The organism is Variovorax sp. EBFNA2 (assembly GCF_033802765.1).
In the GTDB taxonomy this organism is placed as follows: Bacteria; Pseudomonadota; Gammaproteobacteria; order Burkholderiales; family Burkholderiaceae_C; genus Variovorax; species Variovorax paradoxus_H.
Genome location: NZ_CP138496.1, coordinates 3912553 through 3936023 on the forward strand (window position 1 = coordinate 3912553; position 23471 = coordinate 3936023).

A 23471-nucleotide genomic window follows, 5' to 3' on the forward strand; every position below is an offset into this window, starting at 1 on the left:
AGGCGAGAAACGGCTTCAGCGTGCGTAGACGTTGAGGCCGGCGAAGAAGAAAGCGACTTCGGCGGCAGCCGTTTCGGGCGCGTCCGAGCCGTGAACGGCGTTGGCGTCGATGCTGTCGGCGAAGTCGGCGCGGATGGTGCCGGCGGCTGCCTTCTTCGGGTCCGTGGCGCCCATCAGGTCACGGTTCTTGGCGATGGCGTTCTCGCCTTCGAGTGCTTGCACGAACACGGGGCCCGAGATCATGAACTCGACGAGGTCCTTGAAGAAGGGACGCTCCTTGTGCACCGAGTAGAACTGTTCGGCTTCGTTGCGCGACAGGTGAACCAGCTTGGCAGCGACAACCTTGAGGCCGGCAGCCTCGAAGCGGGAGACGATCTTGCCGATGACGTTCTTGGCGACGGCGTCGGGCTTGATGATGGAAAGGGTACGTTCGATAGCCATTGAAATGCTTCCTGAGCTTTGATTTTGAAGTGTTTTGTCACAACTGCAGCGAATTTGTTTCGCGGCCCGTCGACAAAGCCTCTGATTTTAACCGGCGCGACCTGCGGGATTGGTGAAAACCCCGCGAAAGGCCGCGCTGCGACGGCTGGTTTTCAGCGTCCGCGGCGGCGGCTGCCGGCCGGGCCACCGAAGCCGCCACCGCCTTGCGAGCCCCCACCACCGCCGCGACGTCCCGGACCACCGCGCTGTTCCTTGCGCTGGCGCGAGAAGCTGTCGGCACCGATGTAGCCGACCGACGTCTTCATCGGATCGGGCTGGTTCGCAGCGCCGCCACCTGGCGCCCGATTGCCACCGCCGCCCTGCCCTTGCCCCTGGCCGCCCTGGCGGTTGCCGGGGCCTGCGTTGCCGCGGCGCCCTTGTTGCTGCGGCGGACCGCCGTTGCCGCCGCCCCGGTTCGGGCCACCGCGTCCTCCGCGCTCGCCGCGCGGCGGACGACCGTCGCCCAACGGGCTCGGGATCGGTGCTTCGCCGCGTGCTTCACGCGGCTGACCGCCGCCCATGCCGCCGACGTTGTTGCCGTTTCGGTTGTTGTTGTTGCCACGGCGCTTCTTGTTCCGGCCGTTGCGACCGCCGCCCTCCGGACCACCGGGGCCACGTTGCTGCGACGGACCGGCCGGGCGCGCCTGCGCACCGCCGGAGGCCTGGAACAGCGCTTGAATATCGCGCTCATCGAGCTCCATCCAGGCACCGCGCTTGAGACCGCGCGGCAGCACCATCGCGCCGTAGCGGATGCGGATGAGCCGGCTGACCGCGTGGCCCACCGACTCGAACAGGCGACGCACTTCGCGGTTGCGGCCTTCGGAAATGGTCACGCGGTACCAGCAGTTGGAGCCTTCGCCGCCGCCGTCTTCGATGGTGCCGAACTGCGCCATGCCGTCTTCCAGGCGCACGCCTTCGATCAGCTTTTTCTTTTCTTCGGCGGTGAGCGCGCCCAGCACGCGCACCGCGTACTCACGCTCCAGGCCGAAGCGCGGGTGCATGAGCTGGTTGGCCAGATCGCCGGAGCTGCTGAACAGCAGCAGGCCTTCGGTGTTCAGGTCGAGCCGGCCGACCGATTGCCACTTGCCCTGCTGCAGACGCGGGAGCTTGCGGAACACCGTCGGGCGGTTCTGCGGGTCGTCGTGCGTGACGACCTCGCCCACAGGCTTGTGGTACGCGATCACGCGCGGCGGCGGCGGTGCGATGCGGTAGCGGATCGGCTTGCCGTTGATCTTGACCTGGTCGCCGTACTGGATGCGCTGGCCGATGTGGGCCGGCTCGTTGTTGACCGAGATGCGGCCCTGCAGGATCAGCTGCTCCATCTCGAGGCGCGAACCCAGACCGGCCTGCGCCAGCACCTTGTGCAGCTTGGGCGAATCGGCTTCGGGCAGCAGCACGCGCTTGAGCGGCGGCACCTCGGGGCTCTCTTCGTCGGCATCGAACTGGCCCGAAATGACGTCGGAGAAACGGATCGGCTCGGGCGGCAGCGCATTGCGCTGCTCGCGCTCGGCGGCGCGACGGGCACGGTCGAGGTCGTCTTCCTCTTCGTCGGGCTCGTCTTCCTCGTCTTCCTCGTCATCGTCCGCGCGGTCGTCGTCCTGATCGGACGCCTGGGGACGCTTCGTTTCGACCGGTGCGGGCTCGTCTTCGTCGGCCGTCGCGGCTTTGGCAACCACGGGCGCCACATCGGGCTCCACCGCCGCGGGAGCTTCGGCCGCAGGAGCGACTTCCGCCGCACTCTGCAATTGCTCATCGGCAGCCGGAACCTCGACCGCCTTCTTCTTGCGGGGCGCACGCGGCTTCTTCGGCGCTGCTTCGGCCTCGGCCCCTGCTGCCTCTGCGGGCGCAACCACGGATTCAACCGCAACTTCCGTCGCCTGCTTGGGCGTGGCTGTCCGCTTCCGCTTCTTGACTTCGGGTTCGACCGGCAGCTTCGCTGCGTCGTCGGTGTCGGATGAGCTCATGGGGTTTTTCCGGGAGAAACAGCGTGGGGATCGTGGGGATCGGCCTCGTCCGCTGCGGGGGACGGGACGTCGGATGGGGGTTCTTCGGGCGCGATGGCCCCTTCGGGGTCGGCGGGCAACTTGCCGGCTTCTGGCTCGGACGCCTGGGGCGCTTCATCTACGGGCTCGACGGCTTCGTCGCCCTCGGTGATCGCCACCACCTCTTCGGCAAACTCCGCCGCATCGGTCGAAACGACCTCGGCCAGCTCAGCCGACTCGGGCGGCGCATCGACCATGTCGAGTTCGGGCTGCACGCCCTCTTCGGCCACGCGCACGGCGGCGTCTGCGGATTCGGCCACGGCGTCTTCCGCCGCGTCGACATCCATCGGCAGTCCCGGCTGGTCGCCCGAGGCCTGCTGCAGTGCATCGACCAGCGCCGCCTGCTGCGCGGGCGTTTCCACCAGCGGCAACTGGTCCAGCGAGGCCAGCCCAAGGTCGTCGAGAAACTGGCGGGTCGTCGCGTAGAGCGCGGGCCGGCCGACCGTTTCGCGGTGGCCGATCACCTCGACCCAGCCGCGGTCTTCGAGCTGCTTGAGGATCAGCGAGTTGATCGTGACGCCGCGGATGTCTTCCATGTCGCCGCGCGTGGCCGGCTGCCGGTAGGCAATGATGGCCAAGGTCTCGAGGGCGGCGCGCGTGTAGCGCGGCGGCTTCTCGGGATGTAGGCGATCGAGGGCGTCGCGCATCTCGGGCCGGCTCTGGAAACGCCAGCCGCTGCCGACGCTCACCAGCTCCAGGCCGCGTTGCGCCCAGTCTTCCTGCAGTTCGAGCAACAGCACCTTGATGGTGTCCACGCCCAGCTCGTCGTCGAACAGCACGCGCATGTCGCGCACCGGCAGCGGCTGGCTCGAACAGATCAAGGCGGTTTCGAGAATGCGCTTGGCATCCGCCGTATTCATGGTTCGCGTTATCCGGAAAAAGGCGCCTGGCGACGCTTGTTCAGATGGATGGAAGGGGTAGGCGTTGCCGGCACGCGGCGAGTGCAACGCAAGGCCGGCATCGGGTGGCCGGCGCGGCCCTCGGGCCGTCAGGCGCGATTGTAATCCAGCCCCCAGGTCTGCAAAGCCTGGGCCAGATCGGGCGGCGGCGGCGAGCGGAACTCCATCACCTGCTGCGTGACGGGATGCACAAACGCCAGCCGGAACGCATGCAGCGCCTGCCGCGACAGGCCCACTGCGGGGGCGCCGCCATACAACGCGTCGCCGACCAGCGGATGACCGATCGACGCCATGTGCACGCGGATCTGGTGGGTGCGACCGGTTTCGAGCGTGCAGCGCACCGCGCAGCCGTCGGTGTGGCTGTCGAGCCGCTCGATCAGCGTGCGTGCCGTCTTGCCCGCGTGGCGCTCCAGGTCGACCACGGCCATGCGCAGCCGGTTGCGCGGATCGCGGCCGATTGGCGCATCGACCTGCCGGGCCGCCGCGCCTTCCCAAGCCTTGTGCCCCATCGCCAGGTACTGCCGCTTCACGTCGCGCGCGGCGATCAGCGCCACCATGGCGTCCATCGCGGCCCGCGTGCGCGCCACCACCATCAGGCCGCTGGTGTCGCGGTCGAGGCGGTGCACGATGCCCGCGCGCGGCAGCAGCACGGCCTTCGGGTCGAGCGCCAGCAGTCCGTTCAGCAGCGTGCCGCTCCAGTGGCCGGGCGCCGGGTGCACCACCAGGCCGGCCGGCTTGTCGATGATCCGCAGGTGCTCGTCTTCATGGACGGTGACCAGGTCCATCGCCTCGGGCCGGAAGGCCTGGCTCTGAGGCGTGGGCCGCAACTCGATGCGCCCCGCCTGCCCGACGCGCACCGTGGCAGACACCTTGGTGAGCGTGCGCCCTTGCAGCTCGACGGCGCCGGCCTCGATGAGTTGCTGAAGGTAACTGCGCGAAAACTCCGGCACCAGGGCGGCCAGCGCGCGATCGAGCCGCTGGCCATGCTGCGCCTGGTCGATGGCGAAGGGCCGCAGCTCGCTCGGCTCCGCGAGATCGGCGCCCTCTTCAGCTTCAGGCCCTTCCGGAGGATCGGTCAGGGGGTCGGTCGATATAATTGAGGGCAACTGTTTCACGAAAGCCGTATGTGATGTTTCGCGCCAAATTATCGGTCCCTGCCTGGATCGCGCTCAGCGCGGCGGCCCTTCTCGTCGCCGGCTGTGGTTCCACCACCAAGGAAGACAAGACCGCGAACTGGAGCCCCAACCGCATCTACTCGGAAGCCAAGGACGAAGTCGGCTCCGGCGCCTACGACAAGGCAGTGCCGCTGTACGAGAAGCTCGAAGGCCGTGCCGCCGGCACGCCGCTGGCCCAACAGGCCCAGCTCGAGAAGGCCTACGCCCAGCACAAGGCAGGCGAAAAAGCCAACGCCATCGCCACGCTCGACCGCTTCATGAAGCTGCACCCGGCCAGCCCGGCGTTCGACTACGCGCTCTACCTGAAGGGCGTGATCAACTTCAACGACGACCTGGGCATGTTCGCGTTCCTGACGCGCCAGGACCTGTCGGAGCGCGACCAGAAGGCCGCCAAGGAATCGTTCGAGTCCTTCCGCGACCTCGTGACGCGCTTCCCCGAGTCGCGCTACGCGCCCGACGCGCGGCAGCGCATGAACTACATCGTGAACTCGCTCGCGCAGTACGAGGTTCACGTGGCCCGCTACTACTACTCGCGCGGCGCCTACCTGGCGGCGATCAACCGGGCACAGATCGCGCTGGCCGACTACCGCGAAGTGCCGGCGCTCGAAGAAGCCCTGTACATCATGGTGAAGTCGTACGACGCGCTCGGCATGAAGGACCTGCGCGACGATGCGCAGCGCGTGCTGACCACCAACTACCCGAAGAGTTCCTACCTGGCCAACGGCTTCAAGGGCAAGGACGACCCGTGGTGGAAGCTCTGGTAACCCAGAGCCAGCCGACCCGTTAGGTAGATCTCAGTCGGGTTTCTTGAGCGCGTCGATCGCGCTCTCGAAATCCGCTTCGGTTTCCAGCCGGCGCATCGGCGGCAACGCCGCCAGCAGCCGCCGGCCATAGCCCATCGCCACGAGGCGCGTGTCGCAGATCGCGAGCACGCCGCTGTCGGTTTCTCGGCGAATGAGGCGCCCCGCTCCCTGTTTCAACGCCACGGCCGCTTCGGGCAGCGAGTAATCGCTGAACGAGCTGCGCCCCTGCGCTTCGAGCCGCTGCGAACGCGCCTCCACCAAGGGGTCGTTGGGCGGCGGGAACGGCAGCTTGTCGATCACCACGAACTGCAGCGCGTCGCCCGGCGCATCGAAGCCTTCCCAGAACGACGCCGACGCGACCAGCACGCAGCCCGCGCGCCCGTTGCTCGCGCCTTCGCGGAAGCGGTCCATGAGCACGCGCTTGGGCAGCTCGCCCTGCACCAGCACCTCGGGCCGCGCCTCCGTCTGGAGCAGTTCGAACTGCTGACGCATCGCATCACCGATGGTGCGCAGCGCGCGCAGCGTGGTGGTCAGCACCAGCGTGCGACCGCCAAGTTCGGCAGCGCCATGCGCGGCCAGCTTGGCCACCTGCTGGCTGTGCGTGGGATCGTTGGGCTTCGGAAAAGCCCGCGGCACGTAGATCGCTGCCTGCGAGGCGTAGTCGAACGGGCTCTGGACGCGCAGCACTTCGGCGTCGCGCAGGCCGCAGGGCTCGGTGAACCAGCGCAGCGTGGGGTCGTCGCCCAACGTGGCGGAGGTGAACACCCAGGCGCGGCGGCTGTCTTCCTGCGGTGGCGGCGGGACCGCGCCGTGCTCGGGGTCTTCGTCGTCATCGCCCTCATTCCCGTATGGCAAGTCGGACTCCACAGGCTCGTCGGCCAGCTTGAGCACCCGTTTGCGCATCGCATCGGCGATGTCGAGCGGCGACTCGATCAGGCGCAGCTGCGTACCCACGTCGACCCAGCGCACCGAGTCGAGTTCGCAGGGTTGCGCGAAACGCGCGGTGCGCTTGGCGAGCTGGCGCGCGCGCTCGTGCAGGCGCACGAAGTCGGGCGAGATTTCGCTCACCGTGTCCAGCCCGTCGGCGGCCTGTACGAAGGCGTCTTGCAAGTCGTCGAGCGCGCCCTGCCAGGCCTCGGCATTCACGCCCTCGGGTGCAGGGCCGATCCAGCGCAGCTTGGCGCCCGGCCACTGCTTGCCGACCACCAGGCGCAGTTCGCGCGCCGCGCGTTCGACGCCCGCCACCAACTGCTGCCAGTCGACCAGCCCACGCGCATGCTGCAGGCCCGCGCCGAGCATGTCGCGCGCAAAGTCGAGCGCCTGTCCACTGCCGAGCTGCGCGCCGAGGAACTGCACGCCGGTTTCGTTGAGCTGGTGCGCCTCGTCGAACACGACGACGCTCACGGTCGGCAGCAACTCAGCCATGCCGGTCTCGCGCACCGCGAGGTCGGCAAAGAACAGATGGTGGTTGATGACCACGATGTCGGCCGCCAGCGCCTCGCGCCGCGCCAGGTTGACGTGGCATGACTTGAACTGCGGGCACTGCGCGCCCAGGCAGTTCTCGCGCGTGGAAGTGATCAGCGGGATCAACGGCGAACGTTCGTCGAGCCCCGGCAGCTCAGCCAAGTCGCCGGTGCGCGTGGCTTTCGACCACTGCTCGATCTTTGCCAGCGTGCGCAGGCTGCCGCGCTCGGGCAGCGAAGCGTCGTGGCGCGCCATGTCGAGCCGGTGCAGGCACAGGTAGCTGCCCCGCCCTTTCAGCAGCGCCGTGCGTATCGGCAGTGCGAAGGCTTCGACGAGGCGCGGCAGGTCGCGGCCGAACAGCTGGTCCTGCAGGGTCTTGGTGGCGGTCGAGAGCAGCACGCGCTCGCCGCTCAGCAGCGCGGGCACGAGGTACGAAAAAGTCTTGCCCACGCCGGTGCCGGCCTCGACCACGAGGATGCCGCCGTCGGAGATGGTGCGGGCCACGGCCATGGCCATCTCGGTCTGGCCGCCGCGCTCGCGGAACTGCTCGGCGGCCTGCGACAGCACCCCGTCCTGCGCGAACGCGTCGCGCACCTGGTTTTCGAGCGGCGACGTCACGCCGGCTCTTTCGGGTCGAGCGCGTTCTCGAGCCGGGCGATCTGGTCGCGCAGGGCGAGGCGGCGTTTTTTCAGGCGGCGCATCAGCAATTCGTCGGGCGGCGCACTGTCTTCCGAGAGCCGGTCGATGGTGGCGTCGAGGTCGGCATGCGCCATGCGCAGCTCGATCAGCTGACGGGAAAGGGAATGAAGATTGGAGTCCAACGGTGGGGGTGCGCGTGCCGCATGGGGCCGCGCGTGTTCATTCGATAATACGTCCTGACACGAACCCCAGAGAAGACAGAAAGCGCGCCTCTGGCGCCCCAGCGCTCATGACCCAAGGCTTTCGACTCGCCGCAGCCACCGGCCTCCACAAGGGGGACCGCCCCTACCAGCAGGACCAGGTGCTGTTGATGAGCCATCCGCGCACGCCGGGCTGCGTGCTCGGCGTCATCGCCGACGGCATGGGCGGGCGCAGCGGCGGGCGCAAGGCGTCCGACCAGGTGCTGATGACCGCGCGCCAGCTCTTCACCCGTTTCAGCCCCGAGCGCGACGACCCTGCTGTCGTGCTGCGCCAGCTGCTCGAAGACGCCCACACGGTCATCAAGCTCACGGCGCTGTCCAGCGAGCAGGAGCCGCACAGCACGCTGGCCGCCTTCCTCATGACGCCCCAGGGCGACTGCGCGTGGATCCACGCAGGCGACTCGCGCATCTATCACTTCAACGACGGCGCGCTGGTCAAGCGCACGCGCGACCATTCGTATGTGCAGGCGCTGGTCGATCGCGGCCAGATCAGCGAGGCCGAGGCCAACATCCATCCGCAAGGCAACATCCTGCTGGGCTGCCTGGGCATGACGACCACGCCGCCGCCCGTCGATCCGCACCACATTCCCAAGCTGCAGCCGGGCGATCTGCTGATGGCGTGCAGCGACGGGCTCTGGCACTACTTCTCGCCGGAAGAGCTGGCCAGCGTGCTGTACGCGCAGCCCCCGCGCGATGCGGTCGAAATTCTCGTGGGGGAAGCCCGGCGCCGCGCACGCGGCACGGGCGACAACATCTCGATCGCGGTGCTCAAGCTCGACCCGCTGCCTGCGGCGGCCTGAGCGCCCCCGCCCTTTGTCAGGGCGCCGGTGCTGGCGGCAACGGCGCACCGCGCGGCTTGGTGCGCTCGGCGTTCTGGCGTTCGCGGTTGGCGCGGTGTTCCGCCGCCCGCCTTTGCTTTTCTTCGAAGCGCGTGGTCGCGGCCGGCGCTTCGGCGCGGCGCTGCGCCGCCTTGGCCTGCTCGTCGGCATGGGCCTTCTGCTTGTCCTTGAACTGGCGCTGGCGCGCGTCCGCGTCGGCCGCCGTCGCGGCGCGGCTTGCCGCGTGATCGGCGGCACGCTGTTCGCGCGCCTTCTGGTCTTCTTGCGACTTCTCGCGCTGTTCGCGCGAATCCTGTGGGCGCTGATTGGCGGCCTTCTGGTCGAGCTTCTGCAGCTCGGCGGCGCCGCTGCGCTGGCGCTGGATGTCGTTGATCGCGGTTTCCTGCCGCTTGATGTGGTCGGTTTCCTTGCGACGGCGGCTGCGGCTTTCGCGCAGGCAGTCTTCGACCGCGAATTTCTTGTAGCAGGCCGCGCGCTCCTTCGCGTAGCGCGACTCGATGGCCTCGCGTTCAGTGGCCAGGCGGCTGCGTTCGGCTTCGAGGTCGGCGCTGCCCGAGGCCGCATTGGACTGGGCCCAGAGCGGCAGGCTGACCAACGCCAGGAACAGGGCAAGAGCGGTTTTTTTCATGTGAGTCGGGTGTCGACGATGCGGCGTTCCAGGGCGAGGAATTCGCTCGACTGCATTTCGGTGAGCCGGGACACCGTGCGCGGAAACTCGTGCGCCAGCGGGCCCTCCGTGTACAACGCCTCGGGCGGAACCTCAGCCGACATGATGAGCTTGCAGCGCCGGTCGTACAAGACATCGACCAGCCAGGTGAAACGGCGTGCTTCCGAGGCCATGCGCACGGGCATGTGCGGCACGTCGGACAGCAGCACGGTGTGGAACTGGCTCGCGATTTCCAGGTAGTCGTTCTGCGAGCGCGGCCCGCCGCACAGCGTCTTGAAGTCGAACCACACCACGCCGCCGGCCTTGCGCCGCGCGCGGATCTCGCGCTGCTCGATGTGCAGGATCGGGTTTTCGTCGGCCGTCTCGGCCAGCTTGTCGAAGGCGTGGCGCAATTCCTTCTCGGCCGCCGCGTCGTTCGGCGTGAGGTACATGCGCAGCTGCTCCAGCGTGCGGCGCCGGTAGTCGGTGCCGTTGTCCACGCTCAGAACTTCGAGCTTCTGGTTGAGCAGTGCAATGGCGGGCAGGATGCGGTCGCGGTGCAGGCCGCCCGGGTACAGGTCGTCGGGCTTGAAGTTCGAGGTGGTGACAAAGCCCACGCCGTTGTCGAACAGCGACACGAGCAGCCGGTGCAGGATCATCGCGTCGGTGATATCCGCCACGTGGAACTCGTCGAAGCAGATCAGCTTGTAGCGCTTGGAGATGCGCAGTCCCAGCTCGTCGAGCGGGTTCACGGTGCCCTGCAGGTCGCGCAGCTCGCGGTGCACTTCGCGCATGAACTCGTGGAAGTGCAGGCGCGTCTTGCGCCGCAGCGGCACGGCATTGAAGAACAGGTCCATCAGGAAGCTCTTGCCGCGCCCCACGCCGCCATACATGTAAACGCCGCGCGGCAGCTCCGGCCGGTTGATGAGCTTCTTCAGCGCGTTGGAGCGCCGGGCCTTGTACTCGCCCCACTCGGTGGCGCAACGGTCGAGCGCCTCGACGGCCGCGAGTTGTGCGGGATCGCTCTTGAACCCGCGTACCGCGAGTTCCGCTTCGTAAGCCTGTTTGACGCTCAAGGGATCGGATCGCTTCAAAAATGGAGAACCCCGACCGCCCCGCGAGGGTCGATCGGGGCCGGGTTCGCTCAAGAACCGGAGATCAGAAGTTGAGCGTGCGCTTGTCCACGGCCAGGGCCGCTTCCTTCGTGGCTTCCGACAGCGACGGGTGCGCATGGCAGATGCGCGCGATGTCTTCGGCGCTCGCCTTGAACTCCATGGCCACCACGGCTTCGGAGATCAGCTCGCTGGCCTGCGGACCCACGATGTGCACGCCCAGGATCTCGTCGGTGGTGGCATCGGCCAGGAACTTGACCATGCCGGTCGTGTCGCCCAGCGCGCGTGCGCGGCCGTTCGCCAGGAACGGGAAGGTGCCGGCCTTGTAGGCGCGGCCCGCGGCCTTGAGCTGCTGCTCGGTCTGGCCGACCCATGCGATCTCGGGGCTGGTGTAGATCACCCACGGCACGGTGTTGAAGTTCACGTGGCCATGCTGGCCCGCGATGCGCTCCGCCACGGCCACGCCTTCTTCCTCGGCCTTGTGCGCCAGCATCGGGCCGCGCACCACGTCGCCGATCGCCCACACGTTGGGCAGGCTGGTCTTGCAGTCGTCGTCCACGGCGATGGCGCCGCGCTCGTCGAGCTTCAGGCCCACGGCTTCGGCGTTCAGGCCGATGGTGTTGGGCACGCGACCGATCGAGACGATCAGCTTGTCGACTTCCAGCGTCTGGGCTTCGCCCTTGGCGTTGGTCCAGGCGACGCTCACGCCCTTCTTCGACGACTTGATCTCGCCGACCTTGACGCCGAGTTCGATCTTCAGCTTCTGCTTGTCGAAGGCCTTCTTGGCTTCCTTGGCGATCTGCTCGTCCACGGCGCCCAGGAAAGTCGGCAGTGCTTCGAGCACCGTGACTTCGGCACCGAGGCGGCGCCACACCGAGCCCATTTCGAGGCCGATGACGCCCGAGCCGATCAGGCCCAGCTTCTTCGGCACGGCGCCGATGCGCAGCGCACCGTCGTTCGAGAGGATGTTTTCCTCGTCGAACGGCGTGCCCGGCAGCGCGCGGGCGTTGGAGCCCGTGGCCAGGATGATGTGCTTGCCGCTGATCGATTCTTCAGCGGCGCCCGTCACCTTGATCTCGTAGCCGGCTTCGTCCGCCTTCACGAACGAACCACGGCCATGGAAGAAGCTGATCTTGTTCTTCTTGAACAGGTACAGGATGCCGTCGTTGTTCTGCTTCACGACCTGGTCCTTGCGGGCCAGCATCTTCTCGACGTCGAGGCCGAGGCCTTCGACCTTGATGCCGTGGTCCGCAAAGTGGTGGCCGGCCTGCTCGAAGTGCTCCGACGATTGCAGCAGCGCCTTCGACGGGATGCAGCCGACGTTGGTGCAGGTGCCGCCCGGTGCGGGGCCGCCCTTGCCGTTCTTCCACTCGTCGATGCAGGCCACGTTGAAGCCGAGCTGCGCAGCGCGGATTGCCGCGATGTAGCCGCCAGGACCGCCGCCGATAACGACGACGTCGAATTGCTTGTTTGCCATCTGTGTCTTGCTCCCCGGATCAGATGTCGAACAACAGGCGCGACGGATCTTCCAGCGCTTCCTTCATGGCGACCAGGCCCAGCACGGCTTCGCGGCCGTCGATGATGCGGTGGTCGTAGCTCATGGCGAGGTAGTTCATCGGGCGAACGACGATCTGGCCGTTTTCGACCACGGCGCGGTCCTTGGTGGCGTGCACGCCGAGGATGGCCGACTGGGGCGGGTTGATGATCGGGGTCGAGAGCATCGAACCGAAGGTGCCGCCGTTCGAGATGGAGAACGTGCCGCCGGTCATTTCTTCAATGCCCAGCTTGCCGTCTTGGGCCTTCTTGCCGTACTCGGCGATCTTCTTCTCGATGTCGGCAAAGCTCATCTGGTCGGCATTGCGCAGGATGGGCACCACCAGGCCGCGCGGCGAACCGACGGCGATGCCGATGTCGAAGTAGCCGTGGTACAGGATGTCGTTGCCGTCGACCGAGGCGTTGATCACCGGGTACTTCTTCAGCGCATGCACCGCGGCCTTCACGAAGAAGCTCATGAAGCCGAGCTTCACGCCGTGTTCCTTGGTGAACGCGTCCTGGAACTTCTTGCGCAGGTCCATGACCGGGGCCATGTTCACTTCGTTGAAGGTCGTGAGGATGGCGTTGGTCGATTGCGATTGCAGCAGGCGCTCGGCGATGCGGGCGCGCAGGCGGCTCATCGGCACGCGCTGTTCCGGGCGCTCGCCCAGGTCAGGCGCGGCAGGCGCGGCCACCTGTTGCAGCGCGGGCTTGGCAGCCGGTGCGGCGATGGCGGCGGCTGGCTTGGCGCCGGCAGCAACCGCGCCGAGCACGTCGCCCTTGGTCACGCGGCCATCTTTGCCCGTGCCGGCCACGTCGCTGGTCTTCAGGTTGTTGTCGGCCAGCAGCTTGGCAGCGGCGGGCATGGCGACGTCGGACTTCGAACCACCGGTGGCGGCGGCTGCCGCTGCGGGCGCAACAGCGGCCGGTGCGGCGGCGGGGGCAGCAGCTGCAGCAGCGGGCGCTGCGGCGGCGGCCTTGCCGTCGGTGTCGATCTTGGCGATCAACTGCTCGGCGACCACGGTGGCGCCGTCGGGCTGGATGATCTCGACCAGCACGCCGGCCGAGGGAGCCGGCACTTCGAGCACGACCTTGTCGGTTTCGATCTCGATCAGGATTTCATCGACGGCGACGGCTTCGCCGGCTTTCTTCTTCCAGGTGAGCATGGTGGCTTCGGCCACGGATTCGGAAAGCTGGGGGACTTTGACTTCTACGATAGACATTTGGAGTGAGCTCCGTTTTGTTCTTGAGGGTGTTCGTGTGAAAAGGGGCGGTTCTTACTTGGTCAGCACGAAGCCCTTGAGCTTGCCAAATGCGCCATCGACCAGCGCCTTCTGCTGCTCCTGGTGCAGGTGCGAGTAACCGACTGCAGGCGATGCCGAAGCGGCACGGCCGGAGTAGCCGAGCTTCTGGCCGTCCTGCATGTTTTCGTGGATGTAGTGCTGCACGAAGAACCAGGCGCCCTGGTTCTGCGGCTCGTCCTGGCACCACACGATGTCCACGAGGTTGGGGTACTTCTTGACCTCGGCGGCGAAGGCCTTGTGCGGGAACGGGTACAGCTGCTCGACGCGGATGATCGCCACGTCGTCGTTGCCCTGCTCTTCGCGCTTCTTGGCGAGGTCGTAGTAGACCTTGCCCGAGCAGGCGATCAGGCGCTTGACCTTCTCGGCCTTCAGGCCCTTGCTGTCGGGAATGACAGTCTGGAAGCTGCCCTTGGTGAACTCGGACAGCGGCGAGGTCGCGTCCTTGTTGCGCAGCAGCGACTTGGGCGTGAGGATGATCAGCGGCTTGCGCAGGTTGCGCACCATCTGGCGGCGCAGGATGTGGAAGATCTGGCTGGCCGTGGTGGGCTGCACCACCTGCATGTTGGTGTCGGCGCTCAGCTGCATGAAGCGCTCCAGGCGGGCCGAGCTGTGCTCGGGACCCTGGCCTTCGTAGCCGTGCGGCAGCATCAACGTGATGCCGTTGACGCGGCCCCACTTCACTTCGCCCGAGGCGATGAACTGGTCGATCACCACTTGCGCGCCGTTCACGAAGTCGCCGAACTGGGCTTCCCAGATGACGAGCGTGTTGGGGTCGTTCGAGGCGTAGCCGTATTCGAAGGCCAGCACGGCTTCTTCGGACAGGATCGAGTCGATGACGACGAACGGGGCCTGGTTCTCGGCCACGTTCTGCAGCGGCGTGTAGGTGCCGGTGTCGAACTTCTCGCGGTTCTGGTCGTGCAGCACGGCGTGGCGGTGCGTGAACGTGCCGCGCCCGCAGTCTTCACCCGACAGACGCACCGGATAGCCGCTGGCCACGAGCGAGGCGAACGCCATGTGCTCGCCCATGCCCCAGTCGACGTTCACGTCGCCGCGGCCCATGGCGGCGCGGTCGTCCAGCACCTTCTTGACGAGCGGGTGCACGGTGAAGCCTTCGGGCGGCGTCGTGATCTTCTCGGCCAGACGCTTCCACTCGGTGGTCGGAATGGCGGTGTCGCCAGCGTCGGTCCACTTCTTGTTGAGGTACGGGCTCCAGTCGACGGCGTACTTGCTCTTGAAGTTGGTGAGCACGGGGTCGACGGTGTTCTTGCCTTCGTCGAAGGCGGCGCGCTGCGCCTTGACCATGTCGTCGCCGAGCGTGTCGCCCAGGCCTTGCGCGGCCAGCTTGTCGGCGTACAGCTTGCGCGTGCCGGGGTGCTGGGCGATCTTCTTGTACATCAGCGGCTGGGTGAGCGAAGGCGTGTCCTGCTCGTTGTGGCCCAGCTTGCGGAAGCAGATGATGTCGACGACCACGTCCTTCTGGAATTCCATGCGGAAGTCGAGAGCGAACTGGGTGGCGAGCACCACGGCTTCGGGATCGTCGCCGTTCACGTGCAGCACCGGCGCTTCGATCATCTTGACGATGTCCGAGCAGTACAGCGTCGAGCGGCTGTCGCGCGGGTCGCTGGTGGTGAAGCCAATCTGGTTGTTGATGACGATGTGCACCGTGCCGCCGGTGGAATAACCACGGGTCTCGGCCAGCGCCAGCGTTTCCATCACGACGCCCTGGCCTGCGAAGGCGGCGTCGCCGTGAACGATCACGGGCAGCACCTGCTTGCCCAGCGGATCGCCGCGGCGGTCCATGCGGGCGCGCACCGAGCCTTCGACCACGGGGTTCACGATTTCCAGGTGCGAGGGGTTGAACGCCAGGCTCAGGTGGACCGGGCCGCCGGGGGTGGTCACGTCCGAGCTGAAGCCCTGGTGGTACTTGACGTCGCCGGAGGGCAGGTCTTCGGGAGCGGTGTGGTCGAACTCGGCGAACAGGTCGGCGGGCATCTTGCCCAGCGAGTTCACGAGCACGTTCAGGCGGCCGCGGTGGGCCATGCCGATCACGATCTCCTGCACGCCCTTGATGCCGGCCTGGTTGATCAGCTCGTCCATCGAGACGATGAAGCTCTCGCCGCCTTCGAGCGAGAAGCGCTTCTGGCCGACGTACTTGGTGTGCAGGAAGCGCTCGAGGCCTTCAGCGGCCGTCAGGCGGTTCAGCACGTGCTTCTTCTGCTCGGCGCTGAGCTTGGGGTTCGTGCGGGCGCTTTCGAGCTTCTGCTGCCACCAGCGCTTGTGGTTCTGGTCGGTGGTGTACATGTACTCGGCACCCATCGTGCCGCAGTACGTTTCACGCAGCGCATTGAGCAGGTCGCGCAGCGACATGGTCTCTTTGCCGAAGAAGGTGTTGCTGGTGTTGAACACCGTCTCGAGGTCGGCGTCGGTGAAGCCGTAGAACGAGGGCTCGAGTTCCGGAATGGCGGGACGCTCGGCGCGCTTGAGCGGGTCAAGGTCGGCCCAGCGGGCGCCGACATTGCGGTAGGCGGCAATCAGCTGCTGGACGGCGGTGCGCTTGCGGCCGAGTTCGGAGTCGGCACCGCTGGCCTGCACGACCTTGGTCGTGCCCTGCTTTGCCAGTTCGGCAAAGGCGTTGATGACCGGCAGGTGGGGGACGTCGCGGGCGCTCGTGCCGTCGGCGGCGGGAACGTTCTGCAGGGCGTCGAAATACGTGCGCCAGTTGTCAGGAACGCTGCCGGGATTGGAAAGGTAGTTTTCGTACATCTCCTCGACATAGGGCGCATTGCCGCCGAAGAGGTAGGTGTTGCCTTGATAGGCGGTGTACGCCGTGGGCGTAGAAGAATCGCTCATATTCCGCTGACCTTCGCTTCCCTGGAGGAAGCACTAGCTGGTTAAGAAACCTTCCGCGACACGGCTGGACCGATTGGCGGATGCGACTGTGGCTGGGGAAGGGCCTGAGTACCTTGGCATTGTGCCACGTCAACCATATGACGGCTGAACGCTGCTACGCAAGGCCCGCAACCCGGCCCCGGTTCACGGCGTCGGTCAGGTGGCGGACAGCAACTGCTTGATCTGCTGCAGCGTGGCCGGATCGTCGATGGTGGTCAGGTCGCCCGGGTCGCGCTGCTCGCACACGGCCTGGATGGCGCGGCGCAGCAGCTTGCCGCTGCGGGTCTTGGGCAGGCCGCTCACGAAGCGCACGCGCGCGGGCCGCGCCAGGGCGCCGAGCTGGTCGGCTACGACCTTCATGATCTCGCCCTCGAGCTGGAGCGCCGCGTCGGCGTCGGTCACGGCCAGGCCGTCTTTCGGCACGACGAAGGCCATCGCCACCTGCCCCTTGAGCGTGTCGGCCACGCCGACCACCGCCACCTCGGCCACGTTGGCGTGGCCCGAGATGCTCTCTTCGATCTCGCGGGTGCCCAGGCGGTGGCCGGCGACGTTGATCACGTCGTCGGTACGACCCAGGATGTAGAAGTAGCCGTCGGCATCGCGGATGCCCCAGTCGAAGGTCGAATAGACCATCTTGCCCGGCACGCTCTTCCAGTAGGTGTTGACGAAGCGTGCGTCGTCCTTCCATATGGTCTGCATGAAACCCGGTGGCGTCGGGCCCTCGACCACGACCACGCCCTTCTCGTTCGCGCCGGTGAGTTCCTCGCCGGTCGACTCGTGCAGGATCTTGATGCGGTAGCCGTACATCGGCACGCCCGGGCTGCCGAACTTGCTGGGCTTGGCTTCCACGCCATTGGCGATGGTGATCATCGGCCAGCCCGATTCGGTCTGCCAGTAGTTGTCGATGATCGGCACGCCCAGGCCGTCGCTGATCCAGCGCGCGGTCGGTTCGTCCAGCGGTTCGCCGGCCAGGAACAGCGCGCGCAGGGTCGACAGGTCGTACTTCTTGAGCAGCGCCGGGTCTTGCTTCTTGAGCACACGCACCGCGGTGGGCGCGCTGAACATCACCGTCACCTTGTACTTCTCGACCAGGCGCCACCAGATGCCGCCGTCGGGTTGCTGGTCGATGCCCTGCGTCGGCAGGCCCTCGTACATGATCGTCGCCATGCCCGCGATCAGCGGACCGTAGACGATGTAGCTGTGGCCCACCACCCAGCCGATGTCGCTGGTCGAAAAGTAGGTTTCGCCGGGGCGGCCGTCGAAGATGTGCTTCATGCTCGCGGCCAGCGCCACGGCGTAGCCGCCCACGTCGCGCTGCACGCCCTTGGGCTTGCCGGTCGTGCCGCTCGTGTAGATCGTGTAGCTGATGTCCGTCGATGCCAGCCAGGTGCAGGGCACCTGTGCATCGAGGTGCCTTTGCCTCAGTTCGCCGGCCAGATGGTCGCGGCCGGCGACCAGGTCCATCGGCGCCAGGCTGCGGTCGGCCAGCAGCACGGCTTCAGGCTTGTACTTCGACAGGCGGATGGCTTCGTCGAGCAGCGGCTTGTACGCGATGACCTTGCCGCCGCGCGACCCTGCGTCCGCGCTCACGACCACCTTGGGTTCGGCGTCCTCGATGCGGGTGGCCAGCGAGCCGCTGGCGAAACCGCCGAACACCACGCAGTGGATGGCGCCGATGCGCGCGCAGGCCAGCATCGCGAAGGCGGCCTCGGGAATCATCGGCATGTAGATGAGCACGCGGTCGCCCTTGCCCACGCCCAGTTCGACGAGGCTGGCGGCAGTGCGCTGCACCTCGGCGTGCAGCTCGGTGAAGCTGTAGCTTTTTTCGACGCCGGTTTCGGTCGACACGAAGATCAGCGCCGGCTGGTCGCCCCGCGTGGCCAGGTGCCGGTCGACGGCGTTGTGACACAGGTTGGTGGTGCCGCCGACGAACCAGCGCGCGAACGGCGGCTGGCTGGCGTCGAGGATCTGCTGCGCGGGCGTGTGCCAGTCGATCAGCTTCGCCTGCTCGGCCCAGAAGGCCTCGGGCGCATCGACGGACTGGCGGTAGAACTCTTCATAGCGGCTCATCGGGATCTGTCTCCTGTTTTATGGATTCCATTTCGGGGCGGCGCCGAAACTGAATTCATAATTATGGGAGTCGATCTTGCTGGAAGCTGACAGCCGCGGCAATCCGGGCGGCACCCGGTTGCCGGGCCGCCCTTCCGTAGAGATTCAGCGAATCAGCGCCTGCAGATCGCGAAACGCCGGGTGCTCGGCGGTGCGCAGCCACTCGAAGCCGACCATCTCGGTGGTCACGAGCTCGGCGCCCGCGCCGGCCAGCCGGTCGAAGGCGGCGTCGCGGTTGCGCTCGGTGCGCGAGCTGCAGGCATCGGTGACGACCCACACGTCGAACTCGTCCTCGAGCAGGTCGAGCGCGGTCTGCAGCAGGCAGACATGGGCTTCGCAGCCGGCGATCACGATGGTATTGCGCTCTTCGGCTTCGGCCGGGGGCTTCTGCAGGTGCTTGGGCAGGCTGCGGGCGTTGCCCTGCGGCGCTGCCTTGGCGGGCGGGCGCAGCCATTCGCCGAGCCCCTCTTCCACGCCGCTGAAATGCATCTTGGCCAGCGTCTTGCGGCAGAAGGCACGGATCTCGGGCAGGTTCTCGCCCAGCTTGGACGGGTTCTGCTCCGTGCCCCAGACCGGCACGTCGACCCACTGCGCCATCTGGCCCAGGCGTGCTGCATTGCGCGCCGCCGCTTCGCCTTCGAAGATCGCCGGCATCAGCCGCGCCTGGTAATCGACCAGGACGAGTTGGGATTGCGTGGCGTCGAGCAGCATGGACTTCTTCTTTCAGGTATCGGTTGAACTGGGCTGAACCGTACCACCGAAAAGAGCGGGTTTCACTGCGTCTTCCGCTGTTGCTGGAGGGCTCGACCGCTGCACCAGCTGCGCGAGGTAGGTCTTGAACAGCGCATCGGCCGACTGCTTGAACATGCGGATGCGCCCCGTGTGCTGCATCAGCAGCAGGCCGACGCCGTGCGCAAACAACGCCGTGTTCTCCTGCAGCGCGAGGTCGGCATCGAGGCCCAACGCCAGCAGCGCCTCTTCGCAGGGACGCAGGGCGTCGTAGAGGCGGTCGTTCAGTTCGTGGTCGAGCGCGTGCGTCAGTCCCCGGGGACGCATGCCGTGCACCAGATAGAAGCCGAGGTCGAGGTCGCGCGGGTTCGCCGCGTAGAAGTCGAACCAGGCCTGGGCCTTGGCGGCCAGGGTCTGGTCGGGACGGCTCTCGGACACCGCCACCTCGGCCACGGCGGCCTGCAGGCGCAGCAGCGACTCGTCGAGCAAGGCCGCGTAGATCGCCTCCTTGCTCTCGAAGTACGAATAGATGGCGCCCGGCGTGTAGCCGGCTTTCCTGGCGATTTCACGGATGCTCGCGCCCTCGATGCCGGCCTCCGCGAACACCGTGCGGGCGGCGTCGAGCACCAGGGCGCGGCGGGCGTCGGTGAGGGTCTGGCGGCGTTGGAGCTTGGCGTGCATAGGCGGGACTATAGCTCTCGACCCGTTCGCCGATCAATTTTTCAAACGTTGATCTAAAAATTGAACAATGTTTAAATCTTCAAGCCAACGGTCAGAAAAAGATCCCCACGAGCCCCTGGAGACAACCCCCATGAATGCCCCGCCTTCCGACGCCCTCTTGATGTCCGGCGCCGACTACCGTGAATCGCTGCGGCGCTACACGCCCACTGTGTTCGTCGACGGTCGCCGCGTTGCCAGCGTGGCCGACGAGCCCGCCTTCCAGCCCGGCATCAACGCCATCGCCCTCACCTACGACCACGCGCTGAAGTCCGGGTACGCGCCGCTCATGACCGCCGTGCAGCACACCAGCGGCAAGCGGGTGAACCGGCTCTCGCACATCAACACGAGTTCGGGCGACCTGCTGAACAAGCTCGAGGCCGTGCGGCTCGTGTGCCAGGAAACCGGCTGCGCCCAGCGCTACCTGACGCACGACGCGCTCAACGCCATCGCCCAGGTGTCGGCGCGCATCGACGACGCGCGCGGCAGCACCGAACACACGGCCCGCTTCCACGACTACCTGCACCGCATCCAGGACCAGGACCTGACCCTGGGCGTCGCCATGACCGACGCCAAGGGCGACCGCAGCCGCCGGCCGCACGAACAGGCGAACGTCGACAGCTACCTGCACGTGGTCGAGCGCAACGCGCGCGGCATCGTCATCTCGGGCACCAAGGCCATCGTGACCGGCGCGCCCTATGTGCACGAACTGCTGGTCATGCCCTGTCGCAACATGGGCAAGGAAGACGCCGACTTCGCCGTCTGCTGCGCCGTGCCGCTCGATGCGCCCGGGCTCACCATCGTCGCGCGGCCGGCCGGGCGGCCCGGCGAGAAGCTCGAGCACGGCGACGCCCTCTTCAGCCGCAAGTACGGCCAGAGCACCGGCGTGTGCATGTTCGACCGCGTGTTCGTGCCGTGGGAGCGCGTCTTCTATGCGGGCGAGTGGGAACACTCGGGCCACCTGACCTACAGCTACGCCACGCACCACCGCCACAGCTGCATCGCGGCCCGCGCCGGCTTCGGCGACCTGCTGATCGGCGCCGGCGCGCTGATGTGCGAGGCCAACGGCTTCGACCCCGGCAAGGAGAGCCACCTGCGCGAGCAGATGGTCGAACTCATCACCATCACCGAGGGCTTCTTTGCCTGCGGCGTGGCGGCCAGCGTCTACGGCAAGGTCGACGACCACTGCGAGGTCTTCATGCCCGACCCGGTGTTCAGCAACATCGGCAAGCTGCTGCTCGCCACCAAAATCTACGACATGCACCGCATCGCGCACTACGTGAGCGGCGGCCTCATCGTCACCCTGCCCGGCCCCGACGAAGACCACAACCCCGAGACCGCGGCGCGGCTGTCGGACGTGCTGCGCGCCAACCCCGCCATTCCCTACGAACAGCGCATCGAGACAGCCCGCTTCATCGAAGACCTCACGGCCGGTTACCAGGGCGGTTGGTACAGCGTGATCAGCCTGCACGGCGGCGGCTCGCCTGCGGCGATGAAGCAGGAGATCTGGCGCAACTACCCGGTGGGCTCGAAGGTCGAACTGGTCGAGCGTTTGCTCGAACGCGGCATCGCGGCCGACGGCACGCCGGCCGCCGCGCCGCACGACCCGGCACGCGCCATCACGAAGAACCGCCAGCCCGGCAAATGCTGCGACACCGGCTGCACCGTGCCCGAGCAACCCGTGATGGTCGACCTGCCGACGAAGACATCGCGGGCCTAGACTCCGGCGGATGCAGACCTTGTCACTCCTGCGCCGCCACCTCGCCCTGCTCTTCGGCGCCGCCTCGCTGCTGCTGCTCGCCAGCTGCGGCGGGTTGCGTGCGGCCGAGACGCCAATGGCCACCACGCTGGAAAAAAGCAGCTGCAGCCGAAACGCCGACACGCTGATCGTGCTGCTGCCCGGCGCGTACTCGACGCCCGAGGAGTTCGTGCGCGAAGGCTTCATCGACGCACTGAACGAGAACCGACTCGCGGTCGACACGCTGCGCGTCGACGCCCACATGGGCTACTACCACGACAGGACCATCCTCGAACGGCTGGAACGGGAAGTGATCGCGCCGGCGCGCCGCCAGGGCTACAAGGCGATCTGGATCGCGGGCATCTCGGTCGGCGGTTTCGGCGGGCTGCTGTACGCCCAGACGCACCCCGGCGACCTTGCCGGCCTGGTCGTGCTGGCGCCGTATCTGGGCGAACGCGTGCTGAGCCAGGACATCGCCAATGCCGGCGGCCTGTCGCGCTGGCGCGGACCGCTCGACGCGCCGCCAGGCAGCGACCCGCGCACGCCCAGCGAAACGCAGCTCTGGCAATGGCTGCGCGGCTATGTCGGCCACACCCGCACGTTCGGCGACCGACCGCCGCTGTACCTGGGCTACGCGCTCGACGACCGCTTTGCCTTCAGCCACCGGTTGCTGGCGGGCGCGCTGCCGGTGGAACGCGTGGTCACGACCGACGGAGGACACGACTGGCCCGAATGGCGGCGGCTCTGGCGCCGCCTGCTGCCGACGCTCCCGTTGCCGGGTTGCCCCGGCTGAGCCTTCAGTTCGGACGCAGGCGCAGCAGCTTGCCGTCCGACTCGTCGGTGAGCACGTAGAGCAGCCCATCCGGCCCCTGCTTCACGTCGCGGATGCGGGCCCGGCCGTCCGCCAGCAGCTTGTGCTCGGCGACGACCTTGTCGTCCTTCAGCTCGATGCGGTCGAGATACCCGAACTTCAGCGAGCCCACGAACAGGTTGCCCTTCCAAGCGGCGCCGTAGCGGTCGCTGGTCAGGAAGGCCATGCCCGAGGGCGCGATCGACGGCACCCAGTAATGCAGCGGCTGTTCCATGCCGTCCTTGCGGGTGATGCCCTCGCCGATCTTGCCGCCGCCGTAGTTCTCGCCATAGGTGATCACCGGCCAGCCGTGGTTGACGCCGGCGCGCGGGATGTTGATCTCGTCGCCGCCCTGCGGGCCGTGCTCCGTCATCCAGAAGCGGCCATCGGGCGCGAGGGCCGCGCCTTGCCCGTTGCGGTGACCGTAGCTCCAGATCTCGGGCAGCGCGCCCGCCTTGCCGACGAAGGGGTTGTCTTTGGGCACGCTGCCGTCCTTGGCGATGCGCACCATCTTGCCGTGGTGGTTGTCGAGCGTCTGCGCGTCTTCCTTGCGGCTGAAGCGGTCGCCGAGCGTGAGAAAGAGATGGCCGTCGCGGGTCTCGACGATGCGACAGCCGAAATGCGCGCGGCTCGCGACCTTGGGCTTCTGGCTGAAGATGACCTTCAGCGCCTCCAGCTTCGTGCCATCGGCCGACAGGCGGGCGCGTGCGAGCGCGGTGCTGTTGGCCGATCCGCCGGAAGCCTCTGGTTCCGAATAGCAGAAGTACAGGGTGCGGTTCTGCGCGAAGCCGCTGTCGGCCAGCACATCGAGCAGCCCGCCCTGCCCGCCCGCCGCGACGGGCGGCAGGCCCTGGATCGGTGCGCCCAGCTTGCCGTCTGCCGCCACCAGCCGCAGGCGACCCGACTTCTCGGTGACCACGAAACGGCCCTCCGGCAGGAAGGCGACGCCCCAAGGGTTCTCAAGACCGGAGGCGACGGTTTCGGTTCGCACCTGCGCCAAGGCCGTGACAGCCAGGGTGCAGCCTGCGAGCACCACGAGGCTTCCCAGGGAGCGGCGAAAGGAGAAATTTCGCAAGTTCATGAAGATTTCCTGAATTTGAGGACATCTTGACAACAAATGGAACATACATGTCGACTTTTAAGACTGCGAAGTCATATCAGCCGAGTCGTTTACATTCGAATCCTTATGCCGCATAAACGTTCACCGTTACATTTTTTCTTCCGCCGGATCGAAAAAACTCAT

Annotated in this window: 19 protein-coding genes; 4 read left to right on the forward strand and 15 right to left on the reverse strand. The window is 67.0% G+C overall.

Translation table 11 applies throughout. The annotated features are described in order from the left end of the window. Nucleotides 1-15 precede the first annotated feature (15 nt). The 4 genes from ndk to RZE79_RS18610 form a co-directional block, all read right to left on the reverse strand. Nucleotides 16-441, reverse strand: coding sequence for a nucleoside-diphosphate kinase (ndk, locus tag RZE79_RS18595; RefSeq protein WP_099790074.1), 426 nt, complete (start codon nucleotides 439-441; stop codon nucleotides 16-18). 152 nt (nucleotides 442-593) lie between these two features. After that, the gene (locus RZE79_RS18600; RefSeq protein ID WP_319355837.1) at nucleotides 594-2444 is read right to left on the reverse strand and encodes a pseudouridine synthase; all 1851 of its coding nucleotides are present in this window, start codon (nucleotides 2442-2444) and stop codon (nucleotides 594-596) included. Further along, nucleotides 2441-3382 carry an SMC-Scp complex subunit ScpB gene (scpB, locus tag RZE79_RS18605; protein ID WP_319355839.1) on the reverse strand — a complete coding sequence of 314 codons (942 nt, stop codon included), beginning with the start codon at nucleotides 3380-3382 and terminating at the stop codon, nucleotides 2441-2443. The genes RZE79_RS18600 and scpB overlap by 4 nt, the downstream gene beginning before the upstream one ends. Before the next feature lie 128 nt (nucleotides 3383-3510). Next, complete coding sequence (locus RZE79_RS18610) at nucleotides 3511-4527, reverse strand: RluA family pseudouridine synthase (protein WP_373696577.1); 1017 nt, start codon at nucleotides 4525-4527, stop codon at nucleotides 3511-3513. A 23-nt stretch (nucleotides 4528-4550) separates the two neighbouring features. On the opposite strand from RZE79_RS18610, the gene RZE79_RS18615 reads away from it, so the two are divergent. After that, a complete protein-coding gene (locus tag RZE79_RS18615; RefSeq protein ID WP_153283897.1) occupies nucleotides 4551-5360 on the forward strand; it encodes an outer membrane protein assembly factor BamD in 810 nt (269 codons plus the stop codon). Nucleotides 5361-5390: 30 nt separating this feature from the next. On the opposite strand, the gene RZE79_RS18620 is transcribed toward RZE79_RS18615, so the two are convergent. Both RZE79_RS18620 and RZE79_RS18625 read right to left on the reverse strand, forming a co-directional pair. Beyond that, the gene (locus RZE79_RS18620; protein WP_319355842.1) at nucleotides 5391-7481 is read right to left on the reverse strand and encodes an ATP-dependent DNA helicase; all 2091 of its coding nucleotides are present in this window, start codon (nucleotides 7479-7481) and stop codon (nucleotides 5391-5393) included. After that, the gene (locus tag RZE79_RS18625) at nucleotides 7478-7684 is read right to left on the reverse strand and encodes a YdcH family protein (protein ID WP_319355844.1); all 207 of its coding nucleotides are present in this window, start codon (nucleotides 7682-7684) and stop codon (nucleotides 7478-7480) included. Before RZE79_RS18625 ends, RZE79_RS18620 begins: the two co-directional genes overlap by 4 nt. Before the next feature lie 107 nt (nucleotides 7685-7791). On the opposite strand from RZE79_RS18625, the gene RZE79_RS18630 reads away from it, so the two are divergent. Continuing rightward, a complete protein-coding gene (locus RZE79_RS18630; protein ID WP_319355845.1) occupies nucleotides 7792-8562 on the forward strand; it encodes a protein phosphatase 2C domain-containing protein in 771 nt (256 codons plus the stop codon). Nucleotides 8563-8578: 16 nt separating this feature from the next. On the opposite strand, the gene RZE79_RS18635 is transcribed toward RZE79_RS18630, so the two are convergent. The 8 genes from RZE79_RS18635 to RZE79_RS18670 all read right to left on the reverse strand — a co-directional run bounded on the left by RZE79_RS18635 (nucleotide 8579) and on the right by RZE79_RS18670 (nucleotide 19604). After that, entirely contained in the window at nucleotides 8579-9229 is a 651-nt protein-coding gene (locus RZE79_RS18635; protein ID WP_319355847.1) for a hypothetical protein, read from the reverse strand. Further along, complete coding sequence (zapE, locus tag RZE79_RS18640; protein WP_153283892.1) at nucleotides 9226-10323, reverse strand: cell division protein ZapE; 1098 nt, start codon at nucleotides 10321-10323, stop codon at nucleotides 9226-9228. The genes RZE79_RS18635 and zapE overlap by 4 nt, the downstream gene beginning before the upstream one ends. A gap of 82 nt (nucleotides 10324-10405) precedes the next feature. Beyond that, the gene (lpdA, locus tag RZE79_RS18645; protein WP_319355848.1) at nucleotides 10406-11836 is read right to left on the reverse strand and encodes a dihydrolipoyl dehydrogenase; all 1431 of its coding nucleotides are present in this window, start codon (nucleotides 11834-11836) and stop codon (nucleotides 10406-10408) included. Nucleotides 11837-11855: 19 nt separating this feature from the next. Then, entirely contained in the window at nucleotides 11856-13115 is a 1260-nt protein-coding gene (gene odhB / locus RZE79_RS18650) for a 2-oxoglutarate dehydrogenase complex dihydrolipoyllysine-residue succinyltransferase (protein WP_319355850.1), read from the reverse strand. A gap of 54 nt (nucleotides 13116-13169) precedes the next feature. Continuing rightward, on the reverse strand, nucleotides 13170-16046 hold the full coding sequence (locus tag RZE79_RS18655) for a 2-oxoglutarate dehydrogenase E1 component (protein WP_153283889.1): 2877 nt from the start codon (nucleotides 16044-16046) through the stop codon (nucleotides 13170-13172). Between the two features lie 195 nt (nucleotides 16047-16241). Next, a complete protein-coding gene (locus RZE79_RS18660) occupies nucleotides 16242-18155 on the reverse strand; it encodes a propionate--CoA ligase (RefSeq protein WP_319355852.1) in 1914 nt (637 codons plus the stop codon). Between the two features lie 144 nt (nucleotides 18156-18299). Then, nucleotides 18300-18905: an isochorismatase family protein gene (locus RZE79_RS18665; RefSeq protein WP_153283887.1), complete on the reverse strand. Its 606-nt coding sequence runs from the start codon at nucleotides 18903-18905 to the stop codon at nucleotides 18300-18302. A gap of 12 nt (nucleotides 18906-18917) precedes the next feature. Further along, on the reverse strand, nucleotides 18918-19604 hold the full coding sequence (locus RZE79_RS18670) for a TetR/AcrR family transcriptional regulator (RefSeq protein WP_319355854.1): 687 nt from the start codon (nucleotides 19602-19604) through the stop codon (nucleotides 18918-18920). 130 nt (nucleotides 19605-19734) lie between these two features. Here RZE79_RS18670 and RZE79_RS18675 point away from each other — a divergent pair, with 130 nt between their 5' ends. Further along, complete coding sequence (locus RZE79_RS18675) at nucleotides 19735-21360, forward strand: 4-hydroxyphenylacetate 3-hydroxylase N-terminal domain-containing protein (protein ID WP_319355856.1); 1626 nt, start codon at nucleotides 19735-19737, stop codon at nucleotides 21358-21360. A 19-nt stretch (nucleotides 21361-21379) separates the two neighbouring features. Continuing rightward, on the forward strand, nucleotides 21380-22171 hold the full coding sequence (locus RZE79_RS18680; RefSeq protein WP_319355857.1) for an alpha/beta hydrolase: 792 nt from the start codon (nucleotides 21380-21382) through the stop codon (nucleotides 22169-22171). A 4-nt stretch (nucleotides 22172-22175) separates the two neighbouring features. Here the strand turns inward: RZE79_RS18680 and RZE79_RS18685 are convergent, their stop codons facing one another. Continuing rightward, complete coding sequence (locus tag RZE79_RS18685) at nucleotides 22176-23309, reverse strand: PQQ-dependent sugar dehydrogenase (RefSeq protein WP_319355858.1); 1134 nt, start codon at nucleotides 23307-23309, stop codon at nucleotides 22176-22178. Between the last annotated feature and the right edge of the window lie 162 nt (nucleotides 23310-23471).